Source organism: Nocardia yamanashiensis NBRC 100130 (assembly GCF_001613325.1).
Classification (GTDB): Bacteria; Actinomycetota; Actinomycetes; order Mycobacteriales; family Mycobacteriaceae; genus Nocardia; species Nocardia yamanashiensis.
On the sequence record NZ_BDCD01000027.1, the window covers coordinates 61204 to 81283 of the forward strand.

Sequence of the window (20080 nt, forward strand, 5' to 3'; positions counted from 1 at the left end):
CGGGTGGGGCGGTCGCTCGACGACCGCCCCACCCGACGACTGTGTACTGCCAGCACGCTCAGTACTGGACGGTACCGCCTACCTGACCGGTCACACCGCCGACGTCGATCGAGTTGGAGGCCAGTTCACCTGCCGGGAGCTTACCAACCTGGGCCGCGGCCTCCAGGATGGTGGCGCCGCCGGGCATCAGGCGGATCCAGTTCTCCGCGTCCGCCTTGACCGCGTTGGCGACCGTGGTGTCGAGCAGGAACTCGATCTTCTGGTCCGCGCCCGCGCCGTTGCCGGAGTAGGCGGTCACCTTGATCTGATTGCGCACGGTGTAGTCCAGCGCCACACCGGCTTCGCCGATACCGCCCGGCGTGGTGTAGCCGATGGTGCCGACGTAACCGTCGAGGTTGCTGAAGTGGTGGGTGTTGGCCGCGAACCCGGCCAGGATGGCGCCACCGTCGATATTGGCGCCGACCTCGGTGTGCGGGCCGCTCATCTCGACGACCGGCGCGGCGGGCGCGGCCTCGACGGCGGGCGCGGTCCAGCGCGGCTTCTCCACGGCCGGCTGCTCGCCGGTGAGGGTCTCGGTCGGCTTCTCCTCGGCCTGCGCGCCCTGATTCGCCTGCTGGCCACCCTGATTCGCCTGCGCGCCGCCCTGACCCTGGGTTCCGGGCTGGGTCTGGGTGCCCGCCTGGCTGGCCTGCCCCTGCTCACCGTTGGTGCCCGGCTGCACCTGCACCGGCACCACCTGCGCGCCCTGCTGGCCCGGCACGGGCAGCGGCGCGACGCGCGGCGTGGACACGCCCGGCTGGGTCTTGCTCTTGGGGTCGTTGCCGGCCGGCTGGGTGTCGGTCTTGGGCTGTTGCGCGCCCTGTCCCGCACCGGTGTTCGGGTTCGTCACGCCCGGCTGGCTCGGCTGTACCTGAGTTCCGTTGCCCTGTGCGCCGTTCCCCTGCGTTCCACCGCCCTGGGTGCCGCCCTGCGCGCCGTTCCCCTGGGTTCCGGGCTGTGCGCCGTTCCCCTGGGTGCCGCCGCCCTGCGTGCCGCCTTGGGCCCCGTTGCCGGGAATGACTTCGGTCTTGGTCTCCGGCGCCTGGCTCTCCTCGGTGGCCGCCGGCTGTTCGGCGGCGCCCGGCTGCTGCGGGGCCGACGGTGCCACGCTGGGCCCGCCGGGCGCGGCATTGGCCGGCGCACTCAGCAGGGTCACCACGGCGGCCGCGGCGGCCAAGGGTAGGGAGGTACTCGCCTTGATCCGATTCGGCTTGCGGTGCTTCACGTTTCGCTCTATTCCTTCGTCCTCATCGGCACGATCGAGCACGCGAGCTTCCGCGAGTGCGTAGCGGCTGTCGCCGGAAAGGGTTGACCCCCCGACACTCTCGCGACCGCCCTGCCGATCGCTGTCCCGCCGCGAAGTGAATCACACAAGGTGCATACCGGCAACCCGCCGGTATGCCCAGCACCGAAAATTAATGTCTAGTCGAGGTCGTCGTGCCGCATGAGCTGCCGCGCCGCCTCGGTCACCGAGCCGGTCAGCGACGGATACACCGAGAAGGTCTGCGCCAGATCGTTGACGGTCAGATTGTTCTGCACCGCAAGGGCGATCGGCAGGATGAGCTCGGATGCGATGGGCGCCACCACGACTCCGCCGATGACCACGCCGGTGGCCGGGCGGCAGAAGATCTTGACGAAACCGCGCCGCAGCCCAGACATCTTGGCCCGCGGATTGGTGTTCAGCGGCAGCATGACCGTGCGCGCCGGCACCTCGCCGTTGTCGATGGCGGTCTGGCTGACACCCACGGTCGCGATCTCCGGCCGCGTGAACACCGCGGAGGCAACGGTTTTCAGGCGAATGGGCTGCACGCCCTCGCCCAGCGCGTGGTACATGGCGATGCGGCCCTGCATGGCGGCCACCGAGGCCAGCGGCAGCAGGCCGGTGCAGTCACCGGCGGCGTACACGCCGGGCGCGGTGGTCCGCGAGACCCGGTCCACGCGCAGGTACCCGCCCTTGTCGAGTTCGATGCCGACGCGTTCCAGCCCGAGCTTGCCGGTGTTGGGGATCGAGCCGACGGTCATCAGCGCGTGGCTGCCGGTGATATTGCGCCCGTCCGACAGCTTCACCACGATGCCGTCCGCGGTGCGCTCCACGGCATCGGCGCGGGCGTGCTTGACCAATTCCACACCGCGCTCGGCGAGGGCTTCCTCGAGCACCAGCGCGGCGTCGGCGTCCTCGCCCGGCAGCACGCGGTCGCGGCTGGAGACCAGCTTCACCTTCACGCCCATCTCGGTGTAGGCGGAGACGAATTCGGCGCCGGTGACGCCGGAACCGACCACGACGAGGGTTTCCGGGAGCTCCCGGAGGTCGTAGAGCTGCCGCCAGTTCAGGATGCGCTCGCCGTCCGGTTCCGCGCCCGGCAGCACGCGCGGGCTGGCGCCGGTGGCGATCAGCACCACTTCGGCCTCGATGATCTGCTGGCCTTCGGGACAGGTGGCCTTCACCAGGTGGGTGGCCAGGCCGGGCGCCTGGTCGATGATCTCGCCGTAGCCGGCGATCACGTTCACGCCGGCGGTCTGCAGCTTGGCCTTGATGTCGGAGGACTGGGCCTGCGCGAGCGCCTTGACGCGGGAGTTGACCTCGGCGAGCCGCACCTGCGCCTGCGAGGGGTGCACGGTGATGCCCAGGTCACGGGCTCGGCGCAGATCGGTGCGCACGCCCGTGGAGGCGATGAAGGTCTTCGACGGCACGCAATCCCACAGCACACACGCGCCGCCGATGCCGTCACTGTCGATCAGCGTGACCGGTGCGCCGTGCTGGGCCGCTACCAGGGCCGCCTCGTATCCGGCGGGCCCGCCACCGATGATCGCAATGCGGGTCATGTTCCCTCGCTTCTCCTCCGGGCTCCGGGGTCTCCGGCGCCACCCCTACAACGTTATCTTTCAGCGTCCGCACAGCTCCGACCGCATCGAGAGCGGACTTCGTCACAGCCCTGCACGGCGTGTCGAGATGTGACATGCGCGTGGATTGTGCGTTTTCGCTATAGCCGGACCCGCCCTGTGATCGGGATCGGGGATGGTTGCGGTGATTGTTCGATAGGCTTTTACGGTGCCGATTTACGCCGCCTACGGGTCCAACATGGATCCCGAGCAGATGCTCAAGCGCTGTCCGCACTCCCCCGTATACGGAACCGGCTGGCTGGAAGGGTGGCGCCTCACCTTCGCCGGGGACGATATCGGCTGGGAGGGACCGCTCGCGACGGTGGTCGAAGAGCCGGGCTCACGCGTGTTCGTCGTCCTTTACGACGTGCCCAGCGAAGATGAGCTGAGCCTCGACCGCTGGGAAGGTTCGGACTTCGGCATTCACAAGAAGATCCGCCTGCGCGTCACTCCGAACCAGGGCACGGGCACCGACCCGGTACTGGCCTGGCTGTACGTGCTGGACGCCTACGAGGGTGGTCTGCCGTCGGCCCGCTACATAGGAGTCATCTCCGATGCCGCCGAAAAGGCCGGTGCGCCGAACGAATACGTGCACGCGCTACGCACCCGTAACTCCAAGAACGTCGGCCCGGGCACCTTCGGGCTCTGACCGCCCCGGCGTTTCCGCTCTTCGCACCGGGCCGTACCCCGCCGCGGGTACGGTCCGGCGTTTTCCCGGCCGTGATCAGCGCGGAAGATCCGGGCCGCGCATACGTTGGTTATCGACGAAACATCTCCCGTCGAGAGGATCGCGATGTCCAACCCGCCCCTGCCCGCCGCCGTCGCCGAATTCCTGGCTCAGCCGAACCCCGCCGTGATCGCCTCCAACAAGCCCGACGGCCAGCCGGTGTCGGTGGCCACCTGGTACCTGTACGAGAACGGCCGAATCCTGGTGAACCTGGCCGATTTCCGCAAGCGACTGGATTGGCTGCGCGAGGATCCGCGGGTCTCGCTGACCGTGCTCGGTTCGGGCAACTGGTACAGCCACGTGAGCGTGCAGGGCCGCATCGTGTCCCTCGAAGCCGATCCCGACTCCTCGGTCATCGACCGGATCTCCCAGCACTACATGGGCGCCCCGTACGCCGTCCGCGACCAGAAGCGCGTCAGCGCCTGGATCGAGATCGACCACTGGCACGGCTGGGGCGAATACGCGCCCAAGAAGTAGTCCAGGCGCGCAACCGAATCCGAGCCACAACACCAGCAGATGGTGGCGCCCCACCGGAACGAGCCGCACCACCGCCGGGTGGGGCGCGCCGCACCCGGATAAGCCGCCCGCTCGGCTGTCTTACCCACCCCAACGCGAATCCGGCCGCACCCGTCAGGGTGCGGCCGGATTCTCTTTGCTTTCGAGCCTCAGCGCGCGTTCAGCACCAGGTTGGTGAAGACCCGCACGCCGGCGGCCAGCGCCCGCTCGTCGATGTCGAAGGTGGGCTGGTGCAGGTCGAGCTGTTCGCCCTGCCCCGACCAGACGCCGAGCCGCGCCATCGCGCCGGGGACTTCCTCCAGGTACCAGGAGAAGTCCTCGCCGCCGCCGGACTGCTGGGTGTCGGCCAGCGCATCGGGTCCGAGGCCGCGAATGGCCTCCTCGAACATGCGCACCGCCAACTCGTCGTTGACGACCGGCGGCACGCCGCGCTTGTAGTTGAGCTGATAGCGGACGCCGGTCGGGGCGAGCAACCCCTCGACGATCTCGCGCACCATCGGCTCGAGCAGCGACCAGGTGGCATGATCGCCGGTGCGGACGGTGCCGGTGAGCATGCCCGTCTGCGGAATCGCGTTGGGCGCCTTGCCCGCCGAGACCGCGCCCCACACCATGACGGTGCTGGTCCGCGGATCGATGCGGCGGGAGAGCAGCCCGGGCAGCCCGGTGATGACCGTGCCGATGGCATAGACCAGGTCGCTGGTCAGATGCGGCCGCGAGGTGTGCCCGCCGGGCGAATCCAGGACCAGTTCCACGGTGTCGGCGGCCGAGGTGATGGCGCCCACGCGAATCCCCACGCGGCCCACCTCCAGCCGCGGGTCGCAGTGCACGGCGAACATGCGCGACACGTCTTCCATCGCGCCCGCGGCGACCATGTCGATGGCCCCGCCCGGCATGACCTCTTCGGCGTGCTGGAAGACCAGCCGCACGCCGACCGGCAGCTGATCGGCGATCTCGGCCAGCGCGAGCGCGGTGCCGAGCAGGATGGTGGTGTGCGCGTCGTGCCCGCAGGCGTGCGACACGCCGGGCACGGTGGAGGCGAACGGTAACCCGGTGTACTCCTGCAGCGGCAGCGCGTCCATGTCGGCACGCAGTCCGATGCGCGGTCCGTCCGGGCCGATATCACAGATCAGGCCGGTGCCGCTCGGTAGTTTGCGGGGCTCGAGCCCGGCTTTGACCAGCCAGGACTCGATGAATTCGGTGGTGCCGAACTCGGTGCGGGACAGCTCCGGGTTGGCGTGGATGTGACGGCGCCACGAAATCAGGTCCTCCATGTGCTCCTCGAGCCATGCCTCGACCATCTCGTGTCCCGTCGCCGGTTCCATTGCGACGCTCGCGGGGTTCTGCGTGGAAACGCAGGACGCCGCCATTGGTCCGGTACTTCGCGCCGCGGACCGGCCGGTTGTGCTCACCGAATGTCCTCCTGTCGCTGAAACTGCCGTTGGGTAACGCGTTCCGACAACCTGTCCCTATGAAATTGATCGCCTGCGATGGTTATCGCGGTGCGAGCCAAAGCCGTTGCCCCGTCCAGGACGGCGCGATCGGCGGAGGCGTTCACGGCCGCCGCCGCGAACGCGGGCTGGTGCGTCACCGCGCCCCCGGCATCGATGCCGATGACCGGGTGGATGCCCGCGATGACATTGGTGACATTGCCCATGTCCGTGCTGCCCAGCGGCCTCGCGGCCTCGAGTTCCGGTGCGATGGGCTCGCGTCCGAGACGGCGGATCTGCTCGCGATAGGCACACAGTAGTGCGCTGTCCGGAGTCAGCTCCGTATATGTCGGCGCGAGCTTCCGGATTTCGTGTGTACATCCGGTCGCCAGGGCACCTGCCTCGAAACACGCCGATGCGCGTTGCATCAGATCTTCGAGAGCCGCGGAGTCGACTGCCCGTAGGTAATACAGCAGTTCCGCGTGGCCGGGCACGATATTGGGGGCCACACCGCCCGACCCGACTATACCGTGGAGTTGCTGCCCGGGCAGTAGATGTTGCCGTAGCAAACCGAGAGCGACTTGCGCGACGGTAATGGCATCGAGTGCATTTCGCCCGTATTCGGGCGCGGCGGAAGCGTGCGATTCCCGGCCGTGGAAAACAACGGACAAATCGGCGAGGGCGAGCGAGCGCGCGCCCACGATGTCCTCGGGGCCGGGGTGCACCATCAACGCCATGGCGAGATCGTCGAAAACGCCGCGGTCCAGCATGAGCACCTTGCCGCCGCCGGATTCCTCGGCGGGCGTGCCCAGCACTTTCACGGTGATGCCGCAGGCGTCGGCCACGGCGGCCAGGCCCAGCGCGGCGCCGACGGCGGACGCGGCGATGATGTTGTGCCCGCAGGCGTGGCCTATTTCCGGTAGTGCGTCGTATTCGGCAAAAATACCGACCGTTAGGTCTCCACTGCCGTATTCGGCGGCGAAAGCGGTGGGCAGTTCGGCGACCCCGGAATTGATCTTGAAACCGAACTCGCGCAGGGGTTCGATCGTCTTTGCGACGCTGCGGAATTCCTCGAAGGCGAGTTCCGGCTCGCCGTGAATCGAATGCGAAAGTGCGATCAGCTGATCGCGATTCGCTTCGATCGCCTTGTCCGAGGCCGCGAGCACGGCCGGATCGGGCGCCGTCAGGGCAGCACCCAGCGCCGACACGTTCGAATCGTGCCGACTGATCGGTTTCAAAGGCTCCGAATCATCGCCGCCGCGCGATGGAGGCATGGAACACAGTCTTGCACTCGCCGGGCAAGCGCGCGCACCCGGAGACGCGAAATCCCCCGGATGTTGCGGGGGAAGGGGATTCGGGGGTGCGTCCCCGAACCCCCGGACGGGGAATCACCGCCCCGCCCCCGCCCCGTCCGGGGGCGCCGGGCCGCAGCCCAGGGGTGGAATCGTCAGATGCTGAAAGCCAGGTTCTCCGGGGTGGTCTCCACCGCGAGGCCGGCCAGCGCGCGCTGATGCAGGGCGCGCTTGATCACGGGCAGGTTGGGCTTGCGATTGCCCTTCAGCTCGTCGGCGCGGGCCACGGCGGTGGCGAGCAACGACTCGGCATCCGCCTTGCCGTCCACGATGCCCGCGGCGATGGCGTCATCGGCGGCATAGCGGCGACCGGTCGTCATGGCCTCCACCGCAACCTGATTGGTGAGGCGCTCGGTGACCAGAGCGTTCATGGCGACGGTGAACGGCATGCCCAGGTGCACCTCGGGCAGGCACCAGAAACCGCGGTCCGCGCGCATGATGCGGAAATCGCAGGAGGTGGCCAGCATGGCGCCGGCGCCGAAGGCGTGCCCGTTGACGGCCGCGATCGTCGGCATCTGGAAGCCCAGCAGGCGGGTGTAGAGCGAGTGGACGCGGTCCAGGTACCAGCAGTTCTTGTCGAAATTGCCGAACAGCCATTCGGTGTCCAGGCCATTGGAGAAGAACTTGCCGTTGGCGGTCACGACCAGCGCGGCCGGGCCCTCGGACGCCTCGACCTCGTCGAGCAGCGCGTGCACCGACTCGATCCAGTCCGGATGGAATCGGTTGTCGCTGTCGATGTCCTGGCCCTCGGTTCCGAGGTACAGCACGAACACGTCCCCATCACGCTTCAAGTACGGCATGGGGGAAGCGTAGCGGGGTCGGTCACGGCTACCTACCGACGGGTAGCTCTTGCGTAGCGGTGGCGCGGGCCCAGCGAAAAAGGGGCGAAACCGGCAGGTCGGCGGCGTGCCCGAGCACGCTAGATCGCCTGCGACTAGGGTGGCGGACATGCTAGCCGAACAGGCCGCCGCGCAGGCGATCGCCGAACGTACGGGAGTGCAGAAACACCGGGTCGCGGTGATCCTCGGATCCGGCTGGCAGGAAGCCGCCGCTCAGATCGGGGAACCCGACCACACGATTCCCATGGCCGAAGTGCCGGGATTCGGGTCGCCCACCGCCCAGGGGCATCAGGGCACCATCGTTTCCGTCCACGTGGACGAGTCGCCGGTGCTGCTGCTCATGGGGCGCCAGCACCTCTACGAAGGCCACGAGCCGGCGCAGGTCGTGCACAACGTCCGCACCGCCGTGGCCGCGGGCGCGGACACCATCCTGCTCACCAATGCGGCGGGCGGGATTCGCGAAGGGCTGCGGGTCGGCGAGGCGGTGCTGATCAGCGACCATCTCAATCTGACCGGGCGCACGCCGCTGACCGGCGCGAACTTCGTCGATCTGGTCGATGCCTGGGATCCCGAATTGCGGGCGCTGGCAAAGGAAATCGACCCGACCCTCACCGAGGGCGTGTACGCGGGGCTCACCGGACCCCAGTACGAGACTCCGGCCGAAATCCGCATGCTCCGGACGATGGGCGCCGATCTGGTGGGTATGTCCACCGTGTTGGAGGCCATCGCCTGCCGGGCCGCGGGCGCCCGCGTGCTCGGCATCTCGCTGGTCACCAACCTCGCCGCCGGCATGACCGGCGCGCACCTGTCCCACGCGGAGGTGCTCGCCGAAGGTCACGCCGCCGCAACCCGATTGGGCAAACTCCTGCGCGGCGTGCTGGAACGACTCTAGGAGACGCGCATGCTGCGCTTCGGCACCGCCGGACTGCGCGGTCCGCTGCAAGACGGACCGGACGGAATGAACGTCGAGACGGTGTCGCGCGCGAGCGCGGGCATCGCCGCCTGGTTGCGGGACCGCTGCCTGGGCGGCGGGCTGGTGATCGTCGGCTACGACGCCCGCCACGGCTCCGCCGAATTCGCCGTGGCGACAGCGGAAGTCTTCGCCGCGGCGGGCTTCTCCGTACTGCCCCTCCCCCGCCCGCTCCCCACCCCGGTGGTGGCCTACGCGGTTCGCGCGCTGGGCGCGGTCGCGGGCGTACAGATCACCGCCTCGCACAACCCGGCCACCGACAACGGTTACAAGCTCTACCTCGACGGCGGCTCCCAGCTGGTCCCGCCCGCCGACGCCGAGATCGAACGCTGCATCGACGCCGTGCACGGCCGCATCCCCCGCAGCGATCCCAGCCCGGCCGCCCCGAAACCGAGCCTGCTCGACCTCCCGGACGAGGCCTCGGCCGAGGCGATGGGTGAGGAGATCGTCCGCCGCTACCTGGCGCGGGTCGCGGTGCTGCCCGAGACGATCGGCGGCGAGGCGAACCGGGAGCCGGGCGAGGATCTCGGCGGGCCGTTGGGCCGGATTCCCGCGGAGCGCGGCGATATTCGGATCGCGTTGACGGCCATGCACGGTGTGGGCGGCGAACTCGCGACGGCGGCGCTGCGGAAGGCGGGGTTCTCCGACATCGTGGTGGTGACGGAGCAATTCGCGCCGGATCCGGATTTTCCGACGGTCGCTTTCCCTAATCCGGAGGAGCCGGGGGCGTCGGATCTGTTGCTGGAGTTGGCGGAACGGCTCGATGCCGATATCGCCATCGCGCTGGATCCGGATGCGGACCGGTGCGCGGTGGGGGTGCCCGGGCCGGACGGCTGGCGGATGCTGCGCGGGGACGAGACCGGGGTGCTGCTCGGGGATTTCGTATTGCGCACGGCCGCACCGGATTCACTCGTCGCCACCACGATCGTGTCGTCGCGGCTGCTGAGCAAGCTGGCTCCGGCGCGCGGGGCGCGGTACGCGGAGACGTTGACGGGGTTCAAGTGGCTGGCGCGGGCGGGCGAGGGGCTCGTGTACGCGTACGAGGAGGCGATCGGGCACTGCGTGGATCCGTCGGCGGTGCGGGACAAGGACGGGATCTCGGCGGCGGTGCTGGCAGCGGATCTGGTCGCGCAGTTGAAGGCGGCCGGGCGGACCGTGGACGACGTGCTCGATGCGTACGCGGTCGAGTTCGGGGTGCACGCCGGGGATCAGGTGTCGTTGCGGCTGGCCGATGCCGAGGAGGCCGGGGCGGTGGTCGCGCGGTTGCGGGAGACCCCGCCCACCGAGATCGCGGGTGAAGCGGTCGCGCTCACGGATCTGGCGGCGGTGCGCGGGCCCATGCGGACCGATGCGCTGATCTTCGAAGGCGAATCGCTGCGGGTGGTGGTGCGGCCGTCGGGGACCGAGCCCAAGCTCAAGTGCTACCTGGAGGTGTTCGAGCCGGTGATCTCGGATGCGGCAATCGCGCCCGCGAAGGCCGCTGCCGCACTTAGGCTTTCCTATATCCGGGAGTTCTGCGAAAAGCTGTGAGGTGGCCCGTGAGCGATCAGACCTGTACGCACTGCGGAAGCTCGGATCTGGAAACGGGATTTCTCGACGACTCCGGTGACTCCTCGGCCGGGTACACCAGGTGGATTCCGGGACCGCTCGAAGTCGGCGTGTTCGGCGGCGCCAAGCGCATGGGCAAACCGCGCTTCCAGGTGCATGCCTTCCGCTGCAAATCCTGCACCCACCTGGAGCTGTTCGCGCCGCAGGCCTGGCGGCCGCGCCGGTAACCCGCTCAGCGCGGCCCGAACTGGCGGTCGCCCGCGTCGCCGAGCCCGGGCACGATGTAGGCGTCCGAGTTCAGCCCGCGGTCGATCGACGCGGTGAAGAACCGGTTGGCGAGCCCGGACTTCTCCAGTGCCGCAATGCCGTCCGGGGCGGCCACCACGCTCAGCACCGTGATGTCCCGCGCGCGCCGGGTGGCCAGCAATTCGAGGGTGTAGACCATGGACCCGCCGGTGGCCAGCATCGGATCGAGCACGAACACGGGCGTGTGCGACAGATCCTCGGGCAGCGATTCCATGTAGGGCGTCGGCTGATGCGTCTTCTCGTCGCGCGCCACCCCCACGAACCCGATCCGGGCGTCCGGAATCAGATTCTCGGCGGTCTCCACCATCCCCAGCCCCGCGCGCAGCACCGGCACCAGTAGCGGCGGCGCGGCCAGCCGGATGCCCTCGGCCGCCGCGACCGGCGTGGCGATCGGGAAGGTGGCGATCGGCGCGTCGCGCATGGCCTCGTACACCAGCATCCCGGTCAGCTCCCGCAGCGCCGCCCGGAATGTCGGATTCGGGGTGCGCTCGTCCCTCATGGTGGTCAGCAAAGCGGCAGCGAGCGGATGGTCCACGACGTGAGTGCGCATAAGAAAACGATAGGTCAGAGAACCGGACCAAGATCCCCACCGGTCAGATTTCCCGGAATCGGTGGAACCGCTCCCCCGCCCCGCGCGTCCAACCCCACACAGGACCCGACCACCCAGCAACCGGCCACCACGGGGGCACCCATGCACCGAATCACGCTCGACCCCAACGCCATTGCCGCCTACGCCGCCACCGCCCACACCATGGCCGCCACCTTCGCCGCGACCGCCGCCCGCACCGCGGCCGCCGACCCCCTCCTACTCACCCCTGCCTTCGGCCTCATCGGCGCCGACTTCCGCACCGCTTTCACCGCGGCCCTGGCCACTCACACCACCACCCTCACCGACCTAGCCGCCGTCCTGACCAGCCTCGGCCTGGCCACCACCGGCAGCGCCACAGCCTGCACCTCCATCGACGACAACTACGCCGCCGCCCTGCGAATCAACACCGCCGAGGCCACGCCCAACCCGGAGCAGAGCGCATGACCGCCCGAAAAACCGCCGCAAAATCGGGAAACCCGACTGTCAGCAGTTCAGCTCGCATCAGCCGGGCCGGTGACGCCCACGCGCCCCGCGGGCGCAGCGGCAGCACCGCGTCACGCAACGCCGCCCCTGCCTTGTCCGGCTGTCGCCACACGAACAACCGCCGGCTCGCTACCCTCCGGACGGGGGTCGACGCATGAGCGGGTTATTGGATGTGGGGGCGCTGGCACGGCCGATCGAGGCGCTGGGGGCGAGCTTCGGGACCGGTGGGGCATCCGAGTCGGCGGCACTGCTGCGGGAGAGTTCGGCGACGATCGACGAGGTGCACGCGGTTGGGCGCGGCGGGATCAACGGGTTGTACGCGGGGTGGCAGAGCCGGGGCGGGGATGCCGCGATGGACAAGGCGCTGCGGGTGCAGACGAGCGCGGTCACCTTGTCCGATCGGGGAACGGCCATGGCGGCCGGGGTGGAGCGGGTCGAGGCGGCCATCGCGCAAGGGCGGAAGGAGCTGGAGAAGATCCTGCGGTCGTTCCTCGACTCGGTGGAGCTGCTCGGGGCGACGGCGGTTTCGCCGGCGGGGATCACGGCGATCGTCGGTTCGGCCGTCGACCATCTCGGGCGGGCGGTGCAGGTGGTCGAGCGGGTGCGGGGTGAATTGGCGGGCGAGACGGCGGCGATGCGCGAGTTGATCACGCCGATTCCGGCGCCCGCGCCGGCGGGGGTTCCGGTGGCGGAGGCGGGCGGCGCGGTGATGCCCGCCTCGGTGACCACGGCGGCGAACAGTGATGTGGCGCAAGCCGGTTCGACGGCGTTGTCGAGCGGCGGGAAGGTGGTGGAGTCCGGGGCTTCGATGGTGAGTGGGCTGATGACCACGCCTGCTTCGTCGACCGGCACGCGCGGGCGGGACGGGCAGTCCGCCGGCCGGGGCGGGTCGGCGGGAGCGGAGCCGCAGACGAGCCCGGCGGGAACCGGGGTGAAGGTGACGCTTCCGGATGGCAGTACCGTGGTAGCGCCCAACCAGCAGGCCGCGGACGCGGTGCGGAATGCGCTGAGTGCGGTGGGGACGCCGTACGTGTGGGGCGGGACGACGCCCGGTGCGGGGCTGGATTGCAGCGGGTTGACGCAGTGGGCTTACGGCGAGGCCGGGGTGCGATTGCCGCGGCTGGCGCAGGAACAGGGCGACGGGCACCTGCGGGTGGGTCCAGGGGACTTGATGCCCGGGGATCTGGCGGTGTGGGACGGGCACGTGGCGATGGTGATCGGGAACGGGCAATTGGTCGAGGCGGGTGATCCGGTGCAGATCGGCGCGATCAGGACGGAGAACAGCGGTATGCGATTCCTCGGGTTCTACAGGCCGACCTCATGAGCGGGCCGGGTGCTGTTCCGAAGGTGACGGTGGCCGCGAGCGGTAATCGCGCCGGGACCGTCACGGTGCACGCGACCGATCAGGGCATGCCGGTGGAGATCCGGTTCGAGCGCGGCGAATACCGCTACGGCGCACAGGCTCTCGCCGACGAGGTGCTGCGGCTGACCCGGCGGTCGGCGATCGTGGCGAAGTCGCGGCGGCGCGAGATCCTGGCCGAGGCGGGCGTGCCGGACGAGGCCCTCGACCGGCTCGGGCTGCCCACCCGCCGGGCCGCGGCCGACGAGCTGGATCGCCTCGACGATCAGGACACCGGCCCCACCAGCTGGACGCGCAACGCATGAGCGGTCAAGCCCGGAGGCGGCAGCGAAGCGTAACCACGCAGGGCTCCGCTCATGCGCGAAAGGAATCGGCATGAGCGGGGAGATGGACGCCCTGGTGAACGGGGCCGCGAACCAGCTGGAAGCCCTGGAAGCCACGCTGGCGGGGCTGCGGAATCTCCGTGCCCGCTACACCTCGGAAGACGGTTCCTGCACCGCCGAGGTGGACGGGGAAGGCGCGCTGACCGGCTTGTGGCTGGCCGAATCGGTGACTTCCCGGCCGCCCGCGGAGGTTGCCCAGTTGATGCTGTGGACCGCCCAGCAGGCCGCCGCCGCGGCCACCGCCGAACGCGCCAAGATCCTTGCCGAACTGAACAAGTCGTTCCCGGCCGGAAATGTGAGGGGCGGCCCGGATAGTGCCTGAGGCGGGCACTAGATAGGCTTCCGGTCATGGCTTCTGGAGACATCGTCCCGATCGCGCTCGGCCTGACCAAAGGCGATCTCGTCACCCTGTGGGCACCGCGCTGGCGAGACGGTGACGATGAGTGGCAGGCATTCCTCGGTCACGAGGAAGACCTGTACGGTTTCGAGTCCGTCGCGGAGCTGGCCGCGTTCATTCGCACCAACTCCGACAACGATCTCGTGGACCATCCGGCCTGGAAGATCATCGCTGGTCTGTCCGCCGCCGAACTGGAGCCCGAGGAGCAGTTCGTCTTCGATCTGGTCGGCGTGCCCGAGCTGGCCGCCGAGGACCCGGACCCCGAGGTGGTGTCCGAGCTCGAGGAGACCCTCGATATCGTCCGCAATCTCGGTGACGTGTGCGAGCTCGACACCGTCATCAAGTTCTTCGGCTCGCACCCGGTGCTGGGCGCGCTGCCCGCGGGCGTGAGCGCCTTCGCCGGCCAGGAGGGCGAGGAGCTCTGGAACCAGATCGGCGCGGCCATCGCCAAGGACTGGGACGCGGTGCTGGACGCCGTCGACTCGGTGGTCTCGCTCCCGGAGGTGGACGCCGACGCGGTGGCCGTCGCGGAGGCGGAACTGCTTGCGGCGGAAGAGAATGTCGTCGATGCCGAGGACGCGGCGGACAGCGACGAGGAGTCGGAGTTCGAGCCCGTCGATCTCGATGAGGACGACGAGGACGAGGACGACGAGGACCTGTCGTTCTGGCACGAGATCGGCATCGACCCGGTCAAGATCGTGACCTCGGACGGCACCTTCTTCACCCTGCGCTGCTACGTCGACGACGAGCCCATCTTCCTGGGCACCGACGGCAAGATCACCGTCTTCGGTTCCGAGCGCGCCCTGGCCCGCTACCTGGCCGACGACCACGAGCACGATCTGGCCCGGGTGAGCACCTACGGCGACGTCCAGACCGCCGCCGTCGACGGCTCCCTCGAAGTCGAGGTCGACGACGAGAACGTCTACGTCCTCCCCGGCCTGGCCGACGATCTGGCCGAGGGCCCCCAGGCGGTCGACACCGACCAGCTCGACCTGGCCGTCGAATTGTTCACCGACGCCGCCGATTACGCCGACGACGACACCGTCGAAGCCGCCCTGGCGGTCTCCACCCCGCTCGGCTGGTACGTCTCCTACCTGCTCAACCCGGACCCCACCCGCATGGCCCCGAACCCGCCCTTCCAGGCCGAGGCCGAGGCGTGGAAGGTGCTCCAGGAAGCCTTCGAAACCCGGCTCGACAAGGCGTGATCCCTGCGCCGTGGCCGTAATCCGTTGCGGCCACGGCACTCTCACCGCATAACTATTTGCCGGCCGACCCGTAAGAGAGGGCCATCAGCGCGTCGAACACGGCGCTGCCTGTAGTCACCTTCGGCGTGGTGCCGCCGAGTTCGCCCGGGAGCGTCAAGGTAGCGGTCTTGGTCGATGCGCCCTGAATCGCGGTGATCGTGTAGGTCTTGTCGACCTCCGGCGACCAGTTGTAGTTCGCGTATGCCTTTGTTCCGTCCACCGTCGGAGTGAGCCCGGTGGCGACCGCGACACCGTCGATCTGGATCGTCACCGGCTGGCCCCGATCCGCCCCGGTCAGCACGACGATGAGCTTGCAACTGGTCGGCGCGTAGCAGGCCAGCCCCCAGTCCATGCCATGGACTTCGATGGTCGAGACTTGTGCGGAGGCGGGGGCCGCGAACAGTGCGGGGGCGGCGAGCGCGGTCATCAGGGCGGCGGCCAGGCCGCCGATCAATCGTTTCGTCATGCGGTGCGGTCATCCTTCCGGCGGCCCACCTGGCCGCCGGTTCGCATGTTATTGAAATACCATTATTTCACTAGCGGTATTTCCTTGGGCTGCACCACATCCGGCGACTGTGGAACGCTCAGCCGAGCAGTACCGCGTAACCCGGCTTGATCACCTCGTCGATGATGCGGAGGCGGTCCGGGAAGGGGATGAAGGCGGACTTCATGGCGTTGATGGTGAAACGCTCGAGGTCGCTCCAGCCGTAGCCGAAAGTCTGTGAGAGCTTGAGCATTTCCTGGCTCATGGAGGTGTCGCTCATCAGCCGGTTGTCGGTGTTCACCGTGACGCGGAAGCGCAGCCGGGCGAGCAGGTCGAACGGGTGCTTGTCGAGCGAAGGCACCGCACCGGTCTGAACATTGGAGCTGGGACACAGTTCGAGCGGAATTCGCATGTCCCGCACGTAGTTCGCGACCAGGCCGAGCTTCGGTCCGTCGGCGGAGTCGGTGATGTCGTCGGTGATGCGCACGCCGTGGCCGAGCCGGTCGCAGCCGCAGAAGGCGAGGGCCTCGTGGATGGAGGGCAGGCCGAATGCCTCGCCCGCGTGAATGGTGAAGTGGGCGTGGTTGGCTCGCATGTAGTCGAACGCGTCGAGGTGGCGGGAGGGCGGGTAGCCCGCTTCCGCGCCGGCGATATCGAACCCGCCGACGCCGCGATCGCGCCAGCGCACGGTGAGTTCGGCGATCTCCCGCGAGCGTGCGGCATGGCGCATGGCGGTGAGCAGGCAGGTGACGCGAATGGGCGTGCCCGCGGCGGCCGCCAGGGCTTCGCCTTCGCGGAATCCGGCGATGGTGTGCTCGACCACCTCGTCGAGGGTGAGCCCGCTCTCCAGGTGCTGTTCGGGCGCGAACCGCACCTCGGCGTACACCACCCCGTCGGCGGCGAGGTCCTCGGCGCATTCGCGCGCCACCCGCCGCAACCCTTCGGGGGTCTGCATGACGGCCACGGTGTGGGCGAAGGTCTCCAGGTACCGCTCGAGCGATCCGCTGTCGGCGGCGTCCCGGAACCAGTTGCCCAGGGTTTCGGCATCGCCTGCCGGTAACTGGTCGTAGCCGCAGTCGCGGGCCAGTTCCAGTACCGTGGCGGGTCGCAGGCCGCCGTCCAGGTGGTCGTGCAGGACCGCCTTGGGCGCCTGGCGGATCGAAGCGAGGGTCAGCGGCGTCGGTCCAGTCATGTAGAAACGGTAGCCGCATTCTCGTTCTGCGGCATGACAGTTCGCCTGTGTCCACTCGCACGTTGGCGTGTCGTTGCCCACGCGTTGCTGGGATTAGCGTGATCGTCACCTGCTAGCCGCAGGCCACACCGTTCCCGTCGGGGTCCAGATAGGCCGTGTAGCCGGGTTGACCGGCATACAGCGGAGCCTTGCCCTTCGAGCGCACCTCGGCGCAGCTGGAGTAATACGGATACGGCTGGGCCTTGGAGGTTTGGGGCGGGTTGATATCGATGCGCGGTTCGGCGTTCGCCTGTCCCATGGTCAGCGGCAGCGCGATGCCCAGCGCCAGCGCGCCCAGGCCCGCCGCGACCGTCCCGCGTAATCGGCGTTCGTTTCTGCGATTCACCTTCTCCAGGCTAACCGCGTCCGAGAGATGAGATCCCGGCCGAAAGCACGCCGGGATGACGAGAGGGCAGTCAGCCGCCGATGCGGTCGAGGATCACCTGTCCCGCCGCCACCTGGCCGAGCTCGCCCACCGCGTACGCGCCGTCCAGGGCCGCGAGCGCCGCCGGGAACGCCTCGGGCGTATCGGTGTGCAGCGTCAGCAGCGGCTGCCCCGCCGCCACCGGATCGCCCGGCTTGAAATGCATTTCGATACCGGCCCCGAACTGCACCGGATCCCCCTGCCGCGCCCGCCCGGCCCCGAGCCGCCAGGCCGCCAGCCCGACGCCCATGGCATCGAGCCGGGTCAGCACCCCGGTGGCCGGCGCGCGCACGATCTCGGTGTGCGCGGCCTGCGGCAGCGGCGCGTCCGGATCGCCGCCCTGCGCCGCGATCATGGCCCGCCAATGGTCCATGGCCCGCCCGTCGGCCAGCGCGTCCGCGGGATCGATGCCGTCGATTCCGGCCTGCGCCAGCATTTCCCGGGCCAGCGCCAGGGTGAGGTCGACCACGTCGGCGGGCCCGCCGCCCGCGAGCACATCGAGGGATTCGGCGACTTCCAGGGAGTTTCCGGCGGTGCAGCCCAGCGGCGTGTCCATGGCGGTGAGCAGGGCCACGGTCTTCACCCCGGCGTCGAGCCCGAGTTCGACCATGGCGGTGGCCAATTCGCGCGCCTGGTCCAGCCGTTTCATGAAGGCCCCGGACCCGACCTTGACGTCGAGCACCAGCGCCCCGGTCCCCTCGGCGATCTTCTTGCTCATGATGGAGCTGGCGATCAGGGGGATGGATTCCACCGTCCCGGTCACGTCACGCAGCGCGTAGAGCCGTTTGTCGGCGGGCGCCAGGTCGGCCCCGGCCGCGCACACCACGGCCCCGATCCCCGGATCCGCCAGGATCTCCCGCATGCGCGCGGCCGAAAGGTCGGCCTGCCAGCCCGGAATCGCCTCCAGTTTGTCGAGAGTGCCGCCGGTGTGCCCCAATCCGCGCCCGGACAGCTGCGGCACCGCGGCCCCGCAGGCGGCGACCAGCGGCGCCAGCGGCAGCGTGATCTTGTCGCCGACCCCGCCGGTGGAGTGTTTGTCCACGGTCGGGCGGGGCAGGTCGGTGAAGTCCATCCGGCTGCCGGATTCGATCATGGCGGCGGTCCAGCGCGCGGTCTCCCGGCGCGTCATCCCGCGCAGCAATATCGCCATGGCCAGCGCCGACATCTGTTCGTCGGCGACCTCCCCGCGCGTGAACGCGTCCACCACCCAATCGATTTGCGCGTCGCTCAGCTCGCCGCCGTCGCGCTTGGCCCGGATCACGTCCACCGCAGAGTGCACACTCACCCCTCCACCCTGGCACGCCGCGCGCTCCCCCGTCATGCGCGGCGCGACGGAAAGGACTACAGCCGCCCGGCTTCCAGGTCCTCGGGCCCGAAGTAGTCGGGCAGCAGCATCTTCAGCGGCGTCGGCCCGCTGCGATGGTCGACGAGCAGGTCGGGTCCGCCGTGCTCGAGCAGGATCTGCCGGCACCGTCCGCAGGGCATGAGAATTTCGCCGCGCGAGTCGCACACCGAAACGGCGATCAAGCGCCCCGCTCCGGCGGAAATCAAGTTACCGACCAGTACACATTCGGCGCAGAGGCCCAGTCCGTATGAGATATTTTCCACATTGCAGCCGCTCACAACGGCGCCGGAGGAAGTGAGAGCGGCCGCCCCGACGGGGAATCGGGAGTACGGTGCATACGCTTTCGACATTACTTGTAAAGCGTTGTCGCGCAAGGCGTTCCAGTCAATTTCGGACATATCAGACCATCCTCCCGGGGACGCGGGGCAACCCTTGCGCATACCTTCGCACACTGTGTGAAAAATCAGGAAAGGCAAACCTAAGTCGGTCAATTTTCGGCCAACGAGCGGCACGCCGAATTAGTTCCCCCTACACGCGGGGATTAGAGTCCTCCTCAGATCGGTTCAGGTACCCGAATGCGGGCCTGCAGCACTGCCACTGGATTTTCGATTCCACGTGTGAGCAGGTGTTATCGACAGTCCAACGGCTCCGCGGCCGGATCTGACCGGGTCCATCAACGACGTTGGAGGCACCGCACTCTATGACCACGCTAGAAGCTCCGGCCAAGCCGAAGCGCAGCCTTTACCGTGGCGACCCCGGCATGTGGTCGTGGGCGCTGCACCGCATCACGGGCGTGACGATCTTCTTCTTCCTGTTCGTCCACGTACTGGATACCGCGTTGGTGCGAGTCAGCCCGGACACCTACGACCGCGCGATCGAGACCTACAAGAATCCGCTGGTCGCCCTGATGGAGATGGGTCTCGTCGTCTGCGTGCTGTTCCACGCGTTCAACGGCATTCGCGTCATCCTCGTCGACTTCTGGTCGCAGGGCCCGCGTTTCCAGCGTCAGATGCTGTGGGTCGTGCTGACCCTCTGGATCCTGATCGCGGGCGCCGGCATCGGCCGCCAGCTCTTCTACCTGCTGACGGAGCACTGACATGACCGCACCTGTTCTCGGTAAGTCCTACGACCGCCCGGCCAGCCTCGACGCGCCCCGCGCGCCCCGCCGCGCGAGCGGCAGCAACTTCGAGAAGTACGCGTGGCTGTTCATGCGCGCCTCCGGCCTGCTGCTGGTGTTCCTGGTCATCGGCCACATGTTCATCATGCTGATGATCGACGGCGGCGTGCAGCGCCTGAACTTCGCCTTCGTGGCGGGCCGCTGGGCCTCCCCGTTCTGGCAGATCTGGGATCTGAGCATGCTGTGGCTCGCCCAGCTGCACGGCGGCAACGGCCTGCGCACGGTCATCGACGACTACGCCCGCAAGGACTCCACCCGGTTCTGGCTGAAGACCCTGCTGGTCGTCTCCATGATCCTGGTCGTCGTCACCGGCACGTACGTCATCTTCACCTTCGATCCCAACATCAGCAGTTAGGAAC

23 protein-coding genes are annotated in these 20080 nt (G+C 68.8%); 12 read left to right on the forward strand and 11 right to left on the reverse strand.

Features of this window, described 5'->3' with window-relative positions; all coding sequences use genetic code 11:
• Nucleotides 1-58 precede the first annotated feature (58 nt).
• Together NY1_RS30630 and NY1_RS30635 are read right to left on the reverse strand one after the other, a co-directional pair.
• Nucleotides 59-1264, reverse strand: coding sequence for a hypothetical protein (locus tag NY1_RS30630; protein WP_157762563.1), 1206 nt, complete (start codon nucleotides 1262-1264; stop codon nucleotides 59-61).
• 197 nt (nucleotides 1265-1461) lie between these two features.
• A complete protein-coding gene (locus NY1_RS30635; protein ID WP_067720620.1) occupies nucleotides 1462-2862 on the reverse strand; it encodes an NAD(P)H-quinone dehydrogenase in 1401 nt (466 codons plus the stop codon).
• 226 nt (nucleotides 2863-3088) lie between these two features.
• Here NY1_RS30635 and NY1_RS30640 point away from each other — a divergent pair, with 226 nt between their 5' ends.
• Together NY1_RS30640 and NY1_RS30645 are read left to right on the forward strand one after the other, a co-directional pair.
• Nucleotides 3089-3568 carry a gamma-glutamylcyclotransferase family protein gene (locus tag NY1_RS30640; protein ID WP_067720621.1) on the forward strand — a complete coding sequence of 160 codons (480 nt, stop codon included), beginning with the start codon at nucleotides 3089-3091 and terminating at the stop codon, nucleotides 3566-3568.
• Nucleotides 3569-3712: 144 nt separating this feature from the next.
• On the forward strand, nucleotides 3713-4123 hold the full coding sequence (locus NY1_RS30645; RefSeq protein WP_067720622.1) for a PPOX class F420-dependent oxidoreductase: 411 nt from the start codon (nucleotides 3713-3715) through the stop codon (nucleotides 4121-4123).
• 188 nt (nucleotides 4124-4311) lie between these two features.
• Here the strand turns inward: NY1_RS30645 and NY1_RS30650 are convergent, their stop codons facing one another.
• The 3 genes from NY1_RS30650 to NY1_RS30660 form a co-directional block, all read right to left on the reverse strand.
• Nucleotides 4312-5460, reverse strand: coding sequence for a M20 family metallopeptidase (locus tag NY1_RS30650; protein ID WP_067720653.1), 1149 nt, complete (start codon nucleotides 5458-5460; stop codon nucleotides 4312-4314).
• Nucleotides 5461-5567: 107 nt separating this feature from the next.
• Complete coding sequence (locus NY1_RS30655; RefSeq protein WP_067720654.1) at nucleotides 5568-6755, reverse strand: M20 family metallopeptidase; 1188 nt, start codon at nucleotides 6753-6755, stop codon at nucleotides 5568-5570.
• Nucleotides 6756-7036: 281 nt separating this feature from the next.
• Nucleotides 7037-7741, reverse strand: coding sequence for an enoyl-CoA hydratase-related protein (locus NY1_RS30660; RefSeq protein WP_067720623.1), 705 nt, complete (start codon nucleotides 7739-7741; stop codon nucleotides 7037-7039).
• Between the two features lie 148 nt (nucleotides 7742-7889).
• Between NY1_RS30660 and NY1_RS30665 the strand changes: the two genes are divergently transcribed.
• The 3 genes from NY1_RS30665 to NY1_RS30675 are packed head-to-tail and all read left to right on the forward strand — an operon-like array spanning nucleotide 7890 to nucleotide 10525.
• Nucleotides 7890-8672, forward strand: a complete 783-nt coding sequence (locus NY1_RS30665; protein WP_067720624.1) for a purine-nucleoside phosphorylase — start codon at nucleotides 7890-7892, stop codon at nucleotides 8670-8672.
• Nucleotides 8673-8681: 9 nt separating this feature from the next.
• Nucleotides 8682-10280: a phospho-sugar mutase gene (locus NY1_RS30670; protein WP_067720625.1), complete on the forward strand. Its 1599-nt coding sequence runs from the start codon at nucleotides 8682-8684 to the stop codon at nucleotides 10278-10280.
• 8 nt (nucleotides 10281-10288) lie between these two features.
• Complete coding sequence (locus tag NY1_RS30675; protein WP_067720626.1) at nucleotides 10289-10525, forward strand: hypothetical protein; 237 nt, start codon at nucleotides 10289-10291, stop codon at nucleotides 10523-10525.
• Between the two features lie 5 nt (nucleotides 10526-10530).
• Here the strand turns inward: NY1_RS30675 and upp are convergent, their stop codons facing one another.
• Nucleotides 10531-11154, reverse strand: a complete 624-nt coding sequence (upp, locus tag NY1_RS30680; protein WP_067720627.1) for a uracil phosphoribosyltransferase — start codon at nucleotides 11152-11154, stop codon at nucleotides 10531-10533.
• A gap of 141 nt (nucleotides 11155-11295) precedes the next feature.
• Between upp and NY1_RS30685 the strand changes: the two genes are divergently transcribed.
• The 5 genes from NY1_RS30685 (at nucleotide 11296) to NY1_RS30705 (ending at nucleotide 15021) form a co-directional block, all read left to right on the forward strand.
• A complete protein-coding gene (locus NY1_RS30685) occupies nucleotides 11296-11637 on the forward strand; it encodes a type VII secretion target (RefSeq protein WP_067720628.1) in 342 nt (113 codons plus the stop codon).
• Between the two features lie 193 nt (nucleotides 11638-11830).
• Nucleotides 11831-13000 (forward strand): C40 family peptidase, encoded by a 1170-nt coding sequence (locus NY1_RS30690; RefSeq protein WP_067720629.1) that lies wholly within the window; start codon nucleotides 11831-11833, stop codon nucleotides 12998-13000.
• Nucleotides 12997-13341 (forward strand): hypothetical protein, encoded by a 345-nt coding sequence (locus tag NY1_RS30695; RefSeq protein WP_067720630.1) that lies wholly within the window; start codon nucleotides 12997-12999, stop codon nucleotides 13339-13341. The genes NY1_RS30690 and NY1_RS30695 overlap by 4 nt, the downstream gene beginning before the upstream one ends.
• A 70-nt stretch (nucleotides 13342-13411) precedes the next feature.
• On the forward strand, nucleotides 13412-13741 hold the full coding sequence (locus NY1_RS30700; protein ID WP_067720631.1) for a YbaB/EbfC family nucleoid-associated protein: 330 nt from the start codon (nucleotides 13412-13414) through the stop codon (nucleotides 13739-13741).
• Nucleotides 13742-13767: 26 nt separating this feature from the next.
• Nucleotides 13768-15021, forward strand: a complete 1254-nt coding sequence (locus tag NY1_RS30705) for a SatS C-terminal domain-containing protein (protein ID WP_067720632.1) — start codon at nucleotides 13768-13770, stop codon at nucleotides 15019-15021.
• Nucleotides 15022-15073: 52 nt separating this feature from the next.
• Here the strand turns inward: NY1_RS30705 and NY1_RS30710 are convergent, their stop codons facing one another.
• The 5 genes from NY1_RS30710 to NY1_RS30730 form a co-directional block, all read right to left on the reverse strand.
• A complete protein-coding gene (locus NY1_RS30710) occupies nucleotides 15074-15526 on the reverse strand; it encodes a hypothetical protein (RefSeq protein WP_067720633.1) in 453 nt (150 codons plus the stop codon).
• 118 nt (nucleotides 15527-15644) lie between these two features.
• The gene (locus NY1_RS30715) at nucleotides 15645-16736 is read right to left on the reverse strand and encodes an adenosine deaminase (protein ID WP_067720634.1); all 1092 of its coding nucleotides are present in this window, start codon (nucleotides 16734-16736) and stop codon (nucleotides 15645-15647) included.
• Between the two features lie 112 nt (nucleotides 16737-16848).
• Nucleotides 16849-17121, reverse strand: coding sequence for an excalibur calcium-binding domain-containing protein (locus NY1_RS30720; protein WP_067720635.1), 273 nt, complete (start codon nucleotides 17119-17121; stop codon nucleotides 16849-16851).
• A 70-nt stretch (nucleotides 17122-17191) separates the two neighbouring features.
• Nucleotides 17192-18478, reverse strand: coding sequence for a thymidine phosphorylase (locus NY1_RS30725; protein WP_157762567.1), 1287 nt, complete (start codon nucleotides 18476-18478; stop codon nucleotides 17192-17194).
• A gap of 62 nt (nucleotides 18479-18540) precedes the next feature.
• Nucleotides 18541-18942 carry a cytidine deaminase gene (locus NY1_RS30730; RefSeq protein ID WP_067720637.1) on the reverse strand — a complete coding sequence of 134 codons (402 nt, stop codon included), beginning with the start codon at nucleotides 18940-18942 and terminating at the stop codon, nucleotides 18541-18543.
• A 302-nt stretch (nucleotides 18943-19244) separates the two neighbouring features.
• Here NY1_RS30730 and sdhC point away from each other — a divergent pair, with 302 nt between their 5' ends.
• Nucleotides 19245-19640 carry a succinate dehydrogenase, cytochrome b556 subunit gene (gene sdhC / locus NY1_RS30735; RefSeq protein WP_084535632.1) on the forward strand — a complete coding sequence of 132 codons (396 nt, stop codon included), beginning with the start codon at nucleotides 19245-19247 and terminating at the stop codon, nucleotides 19638-19640.
• Between the two features lies 1 nt (nucleotide 19641).
• A complete protein-coding gene (locus tag NY1_RS30740) occupies nucleotides 19642-20076 on the forward strand; it encodes a succinate dehydrogenase hydrophobic membrane anchor subunit (protein ID WP_067720639.1) in 435 nt (144 codons plus the stop codon).
• Nucleotides 20077-20080 lie beyond the last annotated feature (4 nt).

What these genes read in the sequence shown, in the direction of transcription:
- NY1_RS30635 (WP_067720620.1), bottom strand. Translation starts at nt 2,862, where the DNA reads ATGACCCGCATTGCGATCATCGGTGGCGGGCCCGCCGGATACGAGGCG.
- NY1_RS30645 (WP_067720622.1), top strand. Translation starts at nt 3,713, where the DNA reads ATGTCCAACCCGCCCCTGCCCGCCGCCGTCGCCGAATTCCTGGCTCAG.
- NY1_RS30650 (WP_067720653.1), bottom strand. Translation starts at nt 5,460, where the DNA reads ATGGTCGAGGCATGGCTCGAGGAGCACATGGAGGACCTGATTTCGTGG.
- NY1_RS30660 (WP_067720623.1), bottom strand. Translation starts at nt 7,741, where the DNA reads ATGCCGTACTTGAAGCGTGATGGGGACGTGTTCGTGCTGTACCTCGGA.
- NY1_RS30665 (WP_067720624.1), top strand. Translation starts at nt 7,890, where the DNA reads ATGCTAGCCGAACAGGCCGCCGCGCAGGCGATCGCCGAACGTACGGGA.
- NY1_RS30670 (WP_067720625.1), top strand. Translation starts at nt 8,682, where the DNA reads ATGCTGCGCTTCGGCACCGCCGGACTGCGCGGTCCGCTGCAAGACGGA.
- upp (WP_067720627.1), bottom strand. Translation starts at nt 11,154, where the DNA reads ATGCGCACTCACGTCGTGGACCATCCGCTCGCTGCCGCTTTGCTGACC.
- NY1_RS30685 (WP_067720628.1), top strand. Translation starts at nt 11,296, where the DNA reads ATGCACCGAATCACGCTCGACCCCAACGCCATTGCCGCCTACGCCGCC.
- NY1_RS30690 (WP_067720629.1), top strand. Translation starts at nt 11,831, where the DNA reads ATGAGCGGGTTATTGGATGTGGGGGCGCTGGCACGGCCGATCGAGGCG.
- NY1_RS30695 (WP_067720630.1), top strand. Translation starts at nt 12,997, where the DNA reads ATGAGCGGGCCGGGTGCTGTTCCGAAGGTGACGGTGGCCGCGAGCGGT.
- NY1_RS30700 (WP_067720631.1), top strand. Translation starts at nt 13,412, where the DNA reads ATGAGCGGGGAGATGGACGCCCTGGTGAACGGGGCCGCGAACCAGCTG.
- NY1_RS30705 (WP_067720632.1), top strand. Translation starts at nt 13,768, where the DNA reads ATGGCTTCTGGAGACATCGTCCCGATCGCGCTCGGCCTGACCAAAGGC.
- NY1_RS30710 (WP_067720633.1), bottom strand. Translation starts at nt 15,526, where the DNA reads ATGACGAAACGATTGATCGGCGGCCTGGCCGCCGCCCTGATGACCGCG.
- NY1_RS30715 (WP_067720634.1), bottom strand. Translation starts at nt 16,736, where the DNA reads ATGACTGGACCGACGCCGCTGACCCTCGCTTCGATCCGCCAGGCGCCC.
- NY1_RS30730 (WP_067720637.1), bottom strand. Translation starts at nt 18,942, where the DNA reads ATGTCCGAAATTGACTGGAACGCCTTGCGCGACAACGCTTTACAAGTA.
- sdhC (WP_084535632.1), top strand. Translation starts at nt 19,245, where the DNA reads ATGACCACGCTAGAAGCTCCGGCCAAGCCGAAGCGCAGCCTTTACCGT.
- NY1_RS30740 (WP_067720639.1), top strand. Translation starts at nt 19,642, where the DNA reads ATGACCGCACCTGTTCTCGGTAAGTCCTACGACCGCCCGGCCAGCCTC.